The sequence below is a fragment of the Psychromonas sp. KJ10-5 genome (genome assembly GCF_055808325.1).
Genome location: NZ_CM147864.1, coordinates 611,596 through 623,860, shown reverse-complemented (window position 1 = coordinate 623,860; position 12,265 = coordinate 611,596). Strand labels below are relative to the sequence as shown.

Annotated in this window: 9 protein-coding genes and 1 tRNA gene; 6 read left to right on the top strand and 4 right to left on the bottom strand. The window is 37.0% G+C overall.

Annotation, left to right across the window (positions count from 1 at the left end):
* Positions 1 to 21: 21 nt before the first annotated feature.
* On the bottom strand, positions 22 to 579 hold the full coding sequence (locus tag AC0L3W_RS03020; RefSeq protein WP_409439708.1) for a bifunctional adenosylcobinamide kinase/adenosylcobinamide-phosphate guanylyltransferase: 558 nt from the start codon (positions 577 to 579) through the stop codon (positions 22 to 24).
* Positions 580 to 814: 235 nt separating this feature from the next.
* Here AC0L3W_RS03020 and AC0L3W_RS03015 point away from each other — a divergent pair, with 235 nt between their 5' ends.
* Positions 815 to 1,723 carry a 2OG-Fe(II) oxygenase family protein gene (locus AC0L3W_RS03015; RefSeq protein ID WP_409439709.1) on the top strand — a complete coding sequence of 303 codons (909 nt, stop codon included), beginning with the start codon at positions 815 to 817 and terminating at the stop codon, positions 1,721 to 1,723.
* Between the two features lie 439 nt (positions 1,724 to 2,162).
* Here AC0L3W_RS03015 and AC0L3W_RS03010 read toward each other — a convergent pair whose 3' ends face one another.
* The 3 genes from AC0L3W_RS03010 to AC0L3W_RS03000 all read right to left on the bottom strand — a co-directional run bounded on the left by AC0L3W_RS03010 (position 2,163) and on the right by AC0L3W_RS03000 (position 5,214).
* Positions 2,163 to 4,007, bottom strand: coding sequence for a hypothetical protein (locus tag AC0L3W_RS03010; protein WP_409439710.1), 1,845 nt, complete (start codon positions 4,005 to 4,007; stop codon positions 2,163 to 2,165).
* A 314-nt stretch (positions 4,008 to 4,321) separates the two neighbouring features.
* Positions 4,322 to 4,412 (bottom strand) — tRNA-Ser (locus AC0L3W_RS03005).
* Positions 4,413 to 4,578: 166 nt separating this feature from the next.
* Complete coding sequence (locus AC0L3W_RS03000; RefSeq protein WP_290038408.1) at positions 4,579 to 5,214, bottom strand: PilZ domain-containing protein; 636 nt, start codon at positions 5,212 to 5,214, stop codon at positions 4,579 to 4,581.
* Positions 5,215 to 5,435: 221 nt separating this feature from the next.
* Here AC0L3W_RS03000 and leuS point away from each other — a divergent pair, with 221 nt between their 5' ends.
* The 5 genes from leuS (at position 5,436) to ggt (ending at position 12,201) form a co-directional block, all read left to right on the top strand.
* Positions 5,436 to 8,024 carry a leucine--tRNA ligase gene (gene leuS / locus AC0L3W_RS02995; RefSeq protein ID WP_409439711.1) on the top strand — a complete coding sequence of 863 codons (2,589 nt, stop codon included), beginning with the start codon at positions 5,436 to 5,438 and terminating at the stop codon, positions 8,022 to 8,024.
* Between the two features lie 155 nt (positions 8,025 to 8,179).
* Complete coding sequence (locus AC0L3W_RS02990) at positions 8,180 to 8,707, top strand: LPS-assembly lipoprotein LptE (RefSeq protein ID WP_290038411.1); 528 nt, start codon at positions 8,180 to 8,182, stop codon at positions 8,705 to 8,707.
* 6 nt (positions 8,708 to 8,713) lie between these two features.
* Positions 8,714 to 9,712, top strand: coding sequence for a DNA polymerase III subunit delta (gene holA, locus AC0L3W_RS02985; RefSeq protein WP_290038412.1), 999 nt, complete (start codon positions 8,714 to 8,716; stop codon positions 9,710 to 9,712).
* A 9-nt stretch (positions 9,713 to 9,721) separates the two neighbouring features.
* Positions 9,722 to 10,375: a nicotinate-nucleotide adenylyltransferase gene (gene nadD, locus AC0L3W_RS02980; protein WP_409439712.1), complete on the top strand. Its 654-nt coding sequence runs from the start codon at positions 9,722 to 9,724 to the stop codon at positions 10,373 to 10,375.
* A gap of 68 nt (positions 10,376 to 10,443) precedes the next feature.
* Positions 10,444 to 12,201: a gamma-glutamyltransferase gene (gene ggt / locus AC0L3W_RS02975; protein WP_290038414.1), complete on the top strand. Its 1,758-nt coding sequence runs from the start codon at positions 10,444 to 10,446 to the stop codon at positions 12,199 to 12,201.
* Positions 12,202 to 12,265 lie beyond the last annotated feature (64 nt).

The following is a 12,265-nucleotide window of genomic DNA, read 5'->3' as shown; positions in this document are numbered from 1 at the left end:
AAGATAATCTATCTAAACTCTTTATTTTAATTGCTGTTTTAACCCGGCGGTTAACAGATAAACCTGTTCAGATAGTGCAGCGACCTCCTGATTTAATTTACCTAATTGATCCGCATATCGCCTTTGTAATGGTGTTTCTCCAATCAAACCGCAACCGACTTCCCCGGTCACGATGATCACATGACATGTTGCATCTCTTAAAAATGCCAATAAAGCAGCTTGCTGCTCTGCCATTATGTCTAGATTCTTTTGAAGCGTATTATCCAATGATAAATACCAACCAACCCAAGTGGATAAACATTCAATTAAAACGATATTGTCAGGTTTATCGAGAGATTTTAAAACAGATAACAAATCTAATGTTTGATAATTCAGTTCATAGGTTGTAATCGGTTGTCCAAAACGTAACTCACGATTTTTTTGATGTAGTTTGATACGCTCAACCGTTTCTTCACCAAAGGCAACACTAGTGGCAACATAGGCTGGCTTCATTGCGTTATTGTTGGTCAGTTCCAATAACAGCTCTTCCGCAGCATCGCTTTTACCACTGCGCACACCACCTATAAATAATTGAATCATGTTTACCCTTTGATATTGATATGACTATGTTGTTCATAATACAGAATATAGTTATAAATTAATGGTTTAAATATAACGCTCTATCGTAGACATAAAACAGAACCCAGTTCGGTGTTAACTATTATATACAAAACCTTGAATCTGTTTCATAACAAGCCCTGTTTATCAACAAAACCAATTATAATAAATTAACTTCAACGCCAACACAGGCGACCCTAATATTGGAGTAAACATTATGTCAGCAATTCAATTACAAAGAGCACAAGAACTGAGATTACCTTCTCAAACAGCAATATTATACAGAGAGTCTTCAGTACAACATTTCTGGGATACTAACAAATCAACCTTAATAGATGCATGGGCTGAATGGGAAAAAACACAAGAAAATTCATTCCTATTAAACGGTAGTCTCTTTGATAAAGCGTTACGTGAAGCCATCACTCAAGCTTGGCAAGATCCTAGTAAAGAGTTCGCAGTTAAAGATCTATTAGCAGAAGTAGCACCGGATGTGTATCAATTGCAATTGTTTGATCCAGCAAAATTAGCGGCGTTAAGAGCGTATTTAAAAAACGCATGGAATGCACAAATCCCATTACGCCCACCCTACGGTATCGCTTTAAACCGTGGTGGAGCAATGTTGGACAAACGCTCTGAAGGTTACTTTGCAGCACCTAGCTTCCAAGCTTTTTATCAAGAGGTATTAGATATTTATATGCGACCAATTTCGCGACTATTATTCCCTGAGATAATCGGGTTTGATACGCAAACATTTGGTTTTTCTATTAACTATAAACCAACGACTGATAACTCACTTCGCCCACATTCGGACGCATCAGCAGTCACATTAAACGTAAATTTGAATATACCAGGAGAGGAGTTTACTGGTTCAAGCGTGGACTTTTTTGACCAAAGCAGTGGAAAAATGATCCCACTAACATTCACACCTGGTAGTGCAATGTTACACCGAGGCTCTGTTGTGCACACAGCACAGCCAATCAGAAGTGGTGAGCGTACTAATTTTGTAATGTGGTTATTCGGTAATAGAGGCCAAACTCCGTTACCCAATACAACAAGACCAATAATAGCTGCAACTGAGCGTTGGACAAAAACACAAAGCCTTACGGATAATTACGCGCCTTTTTAATCAAAATAAATCAAGTGCATCTGCCCCTTTCTTGATACGTTCAATGAAGTAGTAGATGTGCTTTTTTTACCTTGCCCAACTACACATATTAAAAAGTCTAGAGTTAATTGTTTTGATTTTTAGGCAAACACGTAATTAATTTTAAAACGATAAAGATAAAAGCTTTCCAAAATATAGCCCCCCCACCCCAAAATGGTTAAGTCACAAATTCCTGCTCCACATAAACCATTATTCTCAAGTAACCAAGGCACCCCTAACGCATCAAGAATAAGATAGGTCCGTAAATAATAAAGAAGCTAACAATTTGAAAAGCTTCCCACCTCAAAGGTACAAAGCCGAGCCCCAATAAACCATAGATGATTAAAGTCATAATAAAGTAAAGTTTAATCACTCTTCCCGGTTCTATCTTATTAATTAAATAGTTTATAGAGAAAACTGTTTATAAGTTTTTTGCGATTAGCTGAGCTTTCAACAAACCACCTTTTGTAAGTAATTTAGGTGAAAAATTTGGGTTTCTTTTAGCTTTAAAAGCATCAAGAATAAGCTTAAGCCCATGAGCTTCCAACAATGAAATATTAACCTCAGTATCCATTTCAACAGATTCAATGAAATCATTCGAAAAGCTAGGAGCAATTATCAATACTTGAGCAACTCTTTTTCCTTGATTTTCTGCCCTTGTGACATATGACTTTACTTGTCTTGAAGTTGTTGAATATTTCGCGAAATCACCATTTTTACAAGTCTTAGCCTCTCCAATGATAATATCATTCTCACTTAATGATATAATGATGTCGGCTTTATCCTTTGTTGTATTCAAATCTTTCCTAAGATCTTCATCTATATTTAACTCTAAGTGCTCAAAAATAGCTTTTGTAACTTCTTCGAACTTTACTCCAATCTCAGATTCATTGATTTCTACACCAACATCCTTAAGTAAATTCATGTCTCTTTTAGCTAAAGCATCATAGTTTTCAATTAATTTGTCTGTTGCATTCGCAAAACTTTCTAATATGGCAAACCTAGCATTACCTCTTTTAGCTAGACCCATACTATCTCTAACTTCTTTTACTTCATCATTGGAAAGCAAATATAAAATATCATGCGGAGTAATACTCAGTGAACGTAGCTTTTCAGTATCAATAATTTCATTATCTTCTAATTCAAAAGCTTCTTTCAAAATTTTCAACATACTTGGAAAATGAGATTCCAATGTTTTTAATAACTCTTTAAAGCCACTTGCACTTAATACATCAAACTCTTTTTCTGAAGCATTTGATAAAGAAACTAAAATTAAATTAATCCTCTCATCTAAAGTAGTTCCCAATTTATCTACATCAATATCTAAGTCATTGATTAATTGTTTTAAACGTTCTTTTCTTTGATTTTGGTTATCACCTTCATTGTAGATATCTTCAGAAAGTAGTTTTACTGCGCTCAGCCCAGAGTGAATAATTGTATGAATTTTATCAATGCGACTTACTCCCCTTATTTTTCGACCGTAAGATTTCAAAATATTTGATAACTCACCGTCAGTTAGAGTTCTAAGAATCCGTAGTACATACTTATCAGCTAATTCTTTACCTTGAATTTCATTTAACAACGCAACAATTTCATCTGGAACAAAAACTTCTTGTCTTTTTCTACTTATAAATAATAGTCCCATATCCCTTAAACTATTTAGAGCATCTAATACCCCATTTTGAGGAATAATATCTACCAGATGTTCAATAGCAGCGCTTTCATCTGTAGTTAGGTTTAATTCATTTGCTAAAACATTCAATATACTTCTTTCATCATCAGTAACTTTTGCTTCTCTGTTAACTTTTTCATCATTTAAGTAAGCCTCTTTCATACAACTATGGTAAATTTTTAATGAGCGGTTTCGATCTAAATTATTATTGTCGTTTGATTGTTGTATTGAATCATGTAACTCTTTTGACAAGCTTGATAACTGCTTCCATTCTTTTGCATATAAAGACTCAATCCAGCTAATCCTAGCAACACAATTTCCATCACGACTTAGGATATTAATCAGTAAGTTTAATTGGGCTGAGCTCATTAATATTTGTTCTTTTACAGATCCCTTAAAGTAAACTCTTACTGTATTGAACAATTGTGTAATTTCACTTCCTGAGGCATTTTTAATCTGACCATCGATATTATCTATTGCCTTAGCAAGTTTTTTATTATCTTTAGCAATGTCTGTACACATACGATCCAGACATGAAATAAACTTAGACTTTTCTACTTGATTCACTATGGAGAGAGTTTGATTTAGCTTCATAATTTATGATTCCTTTCTTATGTAAATAAGTTCATTTATCAACCAAAAACAACACTTAATAGTCATAAATCAGCAAATAAAATCACATTTTTACTTAACATATCACTTTTTAGTGAAGATGGATTATAAATTTCATCAAAATTATGAATACAAATACATTAGTTAAAATTGTAAGGTTGGATACGAGCAAATTGATTGGAATTAAACAGGCTTGAGAACTCTGAGTGTAAATATTTTATTATTTTGGGTAGGATAAAAGTAAACTGACTGAAACGAAAAAAGGCTTCTCAAATGAGAAGCCTTTTTTCTTAATGTGGCGGAGGAGGAGAGATTTGAACTCTCGGAGAGCTATTAACCCTCGCTGGTTTTCAAGACCAGTGCATTCAGCCGCTCTGCCACCCCTCCGCAGAACGAGACGAATAATACAGAGTTTAAGCCTTGTTTGTAAAGGAACTTTTTACAAAAAAAAACTGTTTGTCGAATAATCCAACAAACAGTTTAAATAAAAAACATTCTGATCAATTCTTATACCACTGCTATTAAAGAAATATCCTTAACGACAAGCTAATATTTATTTGAATCTATTAATATGCGCTTCAGGATGTTGTTCCGCATGACATTTAAACAAATATTCTGTTAATGAAGACAGCATATTATCATCGCCCTCTTTACCTAGAGAATAAGCAACTGTATGTTGATCGATACGTCTAATTTGAGACCCTGAAATAGCTAAGCGTTCCTGGTCTGGCAACTGTAGATAAATGTTACTGAGTTCTTTAGGTAATGTCTCGCTTTCAGGGTCATCGATCAACAAAGAGATACCAGAAGCAGATAAATCCTTAACTCGGTATGGTAAAACTTCACCTTTTTCGTTCACAATGCTCATGGCCGTGTTGTTAGATAAACGCCATGAGCGAAGTTGGTCACCGGTTTCAAAAATCTTAGGAGACTTAAGGCTCATGCTAAAGTTACTAAAATCGCCCATTTGCATCTGTACAGGAAACACTAAATGATGATTGCCATAATTAGCAACTAATTGTAAATCATCTGCTAAACCAAGTTGAAACAACAATGATTCTTGGCCAGATTTGCCTGAAATATCATAAACCAGTTCTTTATTTTCTGCTTTTTCAGTTTCTGCTAGCATTTCAGACAGCAGATCTAATTCCTGATCGTTGATTAATAATTCTTCATGTAATTTAGCCATCTGCTCTTCGCCTTTTGTCACTTATAATTATATATAGTAATACTTTACTGCAGTTTTTGCTTTTTATGTCCAAAAAATTCACTTTTTATGTGGTTCTTTATCTCAATAATTCATATTTCTTAAAAAATAGCCTCTGATTCTTCATAAATATTGTTGCAAAGCAACTGCTACTGTATCCTACAGCCCTTATTATTTCATTTTTCATTGCAGGCAGACTGAATATGCAAGAGTTATACAACCCTAAAGAGATTGAAGCTAAATTCCAAAAATATTGGGATGACAATCAATCATTTAAAGCGACAGAAGATCCAACAAAAGAGAAATACTACTGCCTCTCTATGTTCCCTTACCCGAGTGGGAAGTTACACATGGGCCACGTGCGTAACTACACCATTGGTGATGTTGTTTCTCGTTTCCAACGCATGCAAGGCAAAAATGTAATGCAACCTATGGGTTGGGATGCATTTGGTTTACCTGCAGAAAATGCAGCGATTAAAAACAATACTGCACCAGCAGGTTGGACTTACGAAAATATTGCGTACATGAAAACACAGCTTAAACAGCTAGGTTTTGGTTATGACTGGAGTCGTGAACTAGCAACTTGCCAGCCAGAATATTACCGCTGGGAACAATGGTTCTTCACTAAATTATTAGAAAAAGATTTAGTATATAAGAAAATGGCAACAGTTAACTGGGATCCGGTAGATCAAACTGTATTAGCTAACGAGCAAGTAATTGATGGTCGTGGATGGCGTTCAGGTGCCGTTGTTGAGCAAAAAGAGATCCCACAGTGGTTTATTAAAATCTCAGCTTACGCACAAGAATTATTAGATGATTTAGACCAGTTAGAAGAATGGCCTGAGCAAGTTCGTACCATGCAGAAAAACTGGATTGGTCGTTCTGAAGGCATCGAAATGGACTTTAAAGTGGCAAACAGTGATGAAACTTTCTCTGTTTACACAACTCGTCCTGATACAGTGATGGGTGTCACTTATGTGGCAGTTGCTGCACAACATCCTTTAGCACTTGAAGCGGCAAAATCAAACCCAGCATTAGCAGCATTCTGTGAAAGCTGTAAAAATGTAAAATTAGCAGAAGCTGATTTAGCCACTATGCCTAAAGAAGGTGTGGATACAGGTCTAAAAGCTATCCACCCTATTACCGGTAAAGAAGTGCCAATCTGGACAGCTAACTTCGTATTAATGGGTTACGGTTCTGGTGCGGTAATGTCGGTTCCTGCACATGACCAACGTGACTTTGAGTTTGCTAAGCAATACGGTTTAGATATTAAAGCTGTAATCAAACCTGCCGATGCAGAAGTTGATGTTAGCGCTGAAGCATACACAGAAAAAGGCGTTTGTTTTAATTCTGGTGATTTCGCTGAATTAGAAGGCCTCACTTTTGAAGCAGCATTTGATGCCGTTGAAGCTAAGTTAGTAAGTGAGAATAAAGGTAAGCGCCAAGTTAACTTCCGTTTACGTGACTGGGGTGTTTCTCGCCAACGTTACTGGGGTGCTCCGATTCCAACATTAACATTGGAAGATGGTACCGTGGTACCCGTACCTGAAGACCAACTGCCAGTTGTATTACCTGAAGATGTTAAAATGAATGGTATTACTTCACCAATCAAAGCGGATTTAGAGTGGGCAAAAACAACTTACCAAGGTCAACCTGCTACACACGAAACAGACACCTTTGATACCTTTATGGAATCAAGCTGGTACTACGCACGTTACTGTTCACCGCAAAGTGATGACCAGATGCTTGACCCAGAAAAAGCAAACTACTGGTTACCAGTAGATCAATACATTGGTGGTATTGAGCATGCTATTTTACACCTTCTATACTCGCGTTTCTTCCATAAGTTATTACGTGATTTTGGATTAGTAAACAGCGATGAGCCATACAAAAAGCTATTAACGCAAGGTATGGTATTAGCAGACGCTTATTACTATGAAGATGAGAAAGGCGGTAAAGTGTGGGTTGCACCAACAGATGCAATCACAGAAACTGATGCTAAAGGTAAAGTAATTTCAGCGAAAACAGCTGACGGTCAAGAATTGGTTTATGACGGCATGAGCAAAATGTCTAAATCAAAAAATAACGGCATTGACCCACAGTTAATGATTGATAAATACGGCGCGGACAGCGTTCGTTTATTCATGATGTTTGCGGCACCTTCTGACCAAACTCTTGAATGGTCTGATTCTGCATTAGAAGGCTCTTTACGTTTCCTTAAACGTTTATGGAAATTAGCATTTGATCATGTTCAAGCTGGTGATGTTGCTGAATTAGATGTGAAAATATTTAATGACAACCAAAAAACATTACGCAGAGAAGTACATAAAACAATTGCTAAAGTAAGTGATGATGTTGGTCGTCGTCAAACTTTCAATACTGCAATTGCTGCGGTGATGGAACTGATGAACAAACTAACGAAAGCACCGACTGCGGACGTACAAGATCGAGCTATTTTACAAGAAGCACTAGTAGCTATCACTAAACTACTATCACCAATCACACCACATATTTGTGCAGAGTTGCACACGTTATTAGGCTCTGAAGGTGATATTCTATCTGCACCTTGGCCGACAGTGGATGAATCAGCTTTAGTTGAAGATTCAAAACTGATTGTGGTACAAGTAAATGGTAAATTACGTGCAAAATTAACAGTGCCAGCTGACGCTTCACAGGAACAAGTTGAAGCACAAGCAAACGCTGAAGAAAATGTAAATAAATTTACTGAAGGTAAAACAGTACGTAAAGTGATTTATGTACCAGGTAAGCTACTGAATATTGTAGCTAACTAGTTTGTTACGCTATTGATGTAAACGATTAATAGCAACTAGCAAATCACGTCATCAACCGCTTATTTATGAGCGGTTGATGAGCGTTTAATTTTATTAAAAAACACATCAACCCGTTTATATTATTGATTGTCATAGACACTACAAAAGGCTTTTTTATGTATTCACTTCGCCCTCAAGCTTTTTATCGCCGCTTTATGTTATTTGCGACTTTGGCAATGACTGTAATGCTCTCTGGTTGTGGATTTCACTTGAAACACAGTGATGGTTTAGTAGAAAAGTTTCCAGAAATATATGTGCAAACCAGTAACCCTAAAGGTGAGTTAGCACGTCTGGTTAAACTCCGCCTAGTAGGTGCAAATATTAAAGTATTAGCAGCACCGAATGAAGATACTGCCATCTTAAGATTAATATCAGAAAAACAAAGTAAACGTACTATTTCTCTGTATGCGACGGCACAAAATGCTGAAAAAGAGATTGGTTACATCATGAAGTATTCTATTAAAATGCCAAATTACACGCCAAAAAATTACAGCGTAAATTTATACCGTGACTTTTTATACGACTCAACACAAGCACTAGCAAAATCTCGTGAAGAAGAACAATTAATAGAAGAGTTACGTGTAGTTGCAGCTGACCACATCATCTCTACCATGTTAAGTATTGAAAACAATTCTCCAGAGTAACGGTTAATGCGCATTTACCCAGAACAGTTATTAAAGCAGCTGCAACAGACGTTACCTAGCTGCTGCTTAATCTTTGGTGATGAAGCATTATTAACCATTGAAGCGCTTGAACAAATTCAAACGCAAGCTAAGCAACAAGGCTTTTTAGAACGTTTTAGTTACAGCCTAGATGGCAGTTTCGACAAAGATCAAATATTTAGTCAATTCAATACTCTATCTCTTTTTTCTGAAAGACAAATCATAGAATTATCCTTGTCTAAAACAACCAAGGATAATACGGATTTTATTAAAGAGATAACCCCTCTACTAAATCCAGATACTTTATTAATACTTAAAGGCCCTAAACTCACCACGCAACAATTAAAAAGTGCTTGGTTTACCAAACTAGAGCAACAAGGCTTATTTGTATCTACTAACGCGTTGTTACCACAGCGCTTTCCACAGTGGTTGTACCAGCGTTTAAAAGTAGTTGGTTTAAGTGCGGATAATGAAGTGATTGACTTTCTGACTTTGCATTTTGAAGGTAATTTACTGGCGGCCAAACAGGAAATTGAGAAGCTGTCTATTTTGTTCCCTAAACAGCACTTACACTTGCCGCAAGTCGAACAAAGCATCACTACCCATAACCATTTCAGCCTGTTTCAATGGGTTGATAGTTTATTAGCCGGTGATAAAGCACGTAATGCGCGGATCATTAAACAACTCAATGCCGAAGGTACTGAACTGCTTTTACTGAGTGCAACTTTAAGCAGTGAAGTGCAAAAACTACTTAATTACGCCTATCAATTAACGCATACACCTTTAAGCCAGTTACTTGCGCAACAAAAACCTAAATTATGGCCTGCGAAACAAGCTTTAATTACTCAGGCCCTCACTCGCTTAAAAATACCTCAACTTGAAAATATTTTAATTGCTTGTGCAGATTTAGAAATTTCAGTTAAAGTAGAAAATCGTTCAGATATTTGGCTACAACTGGATGCTATCTGTTATCAGTTTTTCAAATAAAGGAATTGAATGAACAAAAAACACGAGTCTGCAATTGGCTTTTTGGGAGGGACATTTGATCCTATTCATTTTGGGCATTTACGTCCTGCATTAGAGATTCAGGAAGCACTTCAGCTCCAGTCTTTATACCTCATGCCAAATTATATTGCACCGCATAAAGCAACTAGTTTAGCCAGCACTGAACAACGCATTGAAATGGTTAAATTAGCCATTCAAGATACCCCTAGCTTACAAATGGATACACAAGAGCTATTACGCAACTCTCCTAGCTATACAGTGGAAACCTTAGCACTATTAAGAGCACAATACCCTGATACGCCGATCTGCTTCATTATGGGAATGGACTCATTAATTAACTTCCATACTTGGTATCGCTACCAAGATATTTTGCAATATTGCCATCTTGTTGTTAGCCATCGACCGGGTTGGTCACCGCAATTTAACGAAACAGTCTCAACGATTCTCGCCAAGCATCAAACACAAGATACAACAGATCTGCATTCATCACTTAATGGTTGTATCTATTTTCAAAGCACAACACAGCTAGATATTTCTTCATCACAAATTCGTAAGCTATGCGCGAATAACCAAGGCATAGAATTTTTAACGCCTACCCCTGTCTGTCACTACATTAAGGAGCAAAACTGTTACCAATTAAAATAAATAATTGGTATTACGCCTGACTTTATACCTTCGATAATAAATCTACACAAAAATAAAGGAATAGTATTATGTTAGATCTGATCAAAAATAAAATAGCCAAACCTATTAGCTTATTGGTTGTCTCCACTTCATTTTTATTAACTGCACCAGCGATTAATGCGGCTACCACTTCCCAACCGGCGATCTTTAGCCAAATGTCGATTCATCACCCAGTGTGGGCAAAGAGCGGTATGGTTGCAACACAAGAAGCACTTGCGACTAAGATTGGTGTTGAGATTTTAAAGCAAGGCGGTAATGCGGTAGACGCAGCAGTGGCGGTAGGTTATGCGCTTGCAGTTACTTTACCAAGAGCAGGTAACCTTGGTGGCGGTGGTTTTATGTTAGTTTATTTAGCTGACAAAGAGCAAGTAATTGCCATTGATTATCGAGAAAAAGCACCAGCTACTGCATCACGTGATATGTATTTAGATGAAAATGGTGATGTTGTACCGGGTTTATCTAAATTCCATGGTTTAGCCATTGGTACACCAGGCACTGTGATGGGCTTAGAGCATGCGCGTAAAACCTACGGCACACTTTCAAGAGAAGCATTGATCGCTCCGGCTATTAAGTTGGCAAAAGATGGCATTATCGTTACACCTGATTTAGAAAACTCGTTAACGGCGATGCAAGAACGTTTAAGTAAATGGCCTAATACCAGCAAAATATTTTATAAAAAAGATGGTGCAAATTACCATGCTGGAGAGCTACTTAAACAAACTGACTTAGCTAAAACACTTTCTTTAATTAGTGAGCAAGGTGAAAAAGGTTTTTATCAAGGTCCAGTAGCTGATGCTATTGTATCGAGCATTAAAGAGGCTGGCGGTACAGTTAGTCAACAGGACTTAATCGACTACAACTCTGTTGATCGTAAGGCCATTGAAGGTACATACCGAGGTTACCAAATATTCTCTATGCCACCTCCATCTTCGGGCGGTGTTCACATAGTACAAATCCTTAATATGCTAGAAAATTACGATATTAAAAAGATGGGCCACAATAGTGCTCAACATATTCATACCATGGTTGAAAGTATGCGCCGTGCTTATGCTGACCGTAGTTTACATTTGGGTGATAGTGACTTTGTTAAAGTACCTGTAAAAACCTTAACCAGTAAAAAGTATGCAAAACAACTAGTTGACGGTATTGACCCAGACAAAGCAACACCAAGCTCTGAGATTTTGCCTGATGCAGACTTGCCTTATGAAAGTAACCAAACGACTCACTTTAGTATCGTTGATAAATGGGGTAATGCAGTGGCCAATACTTATACCCTAAACTACAGCTATGGTTCTGGGATTGTCGCCGAAGGTACTGGCGTTTTATTAAATAATGAAATGGATGATTTCTCTTCAAAACCAGGCGTAGCTAATGGTTATGGATTGATTGGTGGTGAAGCAAATGCTATTGAGCCGGGTAAACGCCCACTGAGTTCAATGAGCCCAACTGTTATCCTAAAAGATAATGAATTATTCATGGTAACCGGTACACCAGGCGGTTCAAGAATCATTACCACCACTTTACAGGTAATTTCTAATGTTATCGACTTTGATATGAATGTTGCCGATGCCACTGCAGCACCGCGTATCCATCATCAATGGTTACCTGATTACATTCGTATGGAATCTGGTTTGAGTTTAGATACAATCAAACTGTTAGAAGCAAAGGGACATCAACTTAAAGTTGAATCTGCAATGGGAAGTACGCAAAGTATTATTAAGTCTGAAACTGGCTTATATGGTGCGTCTGACCCACGTCGACCTTCTTCTCTTAGTGAAGGTTACTAATCTTTTATAGTTAGCAATAAAAACTAAGCAGTTTACCTTCAGATAACCGATAGAATTGAAGGTA

What these genes read in the sequence shown, in the direction of transcription:
- AC0L3W_RS03020 (WP_409439708.1), bottom strand. Translation starts at nt 579, where the DNA reads ATGATTCAATTATTTATAGGTGGTGTGCGCAGTGGTAAAAGCGATGCT.
- AC0L3W_RS03015 (WP_409439709.1), top strand. Translation starts at nt 815, where the DNA reads ATGTCAGCAATTCAATTACAAAGAGCACAAGAACTGAGATTACCTTCT.
- AC0L3W_RS03010 (WP_409439710.1), bottom strand. Translation starts at nt 4,007, where the DNA reads ATGAAGCTAAATCAAACTCTCTCCATAGTGAATCAAGTAGAAAAGTCT.
- AC0L3W_RS03000 (WP_290038408.1), bottom strand. Translation starts at nt 5,214, where the DNA reads ATGGCTAAATTACATGAAGAATTATTAATCAACGATCAGGAATTAGAT.
- leuS (WP_409439711.1), top strand. Translation starts at nt 5,436, where the DNA reads ATGCAAGAGTTATACAACCCTAAAGAGATTGAAGCTAAATTCCAAAAA.
- AC0L3W_RS02990 (WP_290038411.1), top strand. Translation starts at nt 8,180, where the DNA reads ATGTATTCACTTCGCCCTCAAGCTTTTTATCGCCGCTTTATGTTATTT.
- holA (WP_290038412.1), top strand. Translation starts at nt 8,714, where the DNA reads ATGCGCATTTACCCAGAACAGTTATTAAAGCAGCTGCAACAGACGTTA.
- nadD (WP_409439712.1), top strand. Translation starts at nt 9,722, where the DNA reads ATGAACAAAAAACACGAGTCTGCAATTGGCTTTTTGGGAGGGACATTT.
- ggt (WP_290038414.1), top strand. Translation starts at nt 10,444, where the DNA reads ATGTTAGATCTGATCAAAAATAAAATAGCCAAACCTATTAGCTTATTG.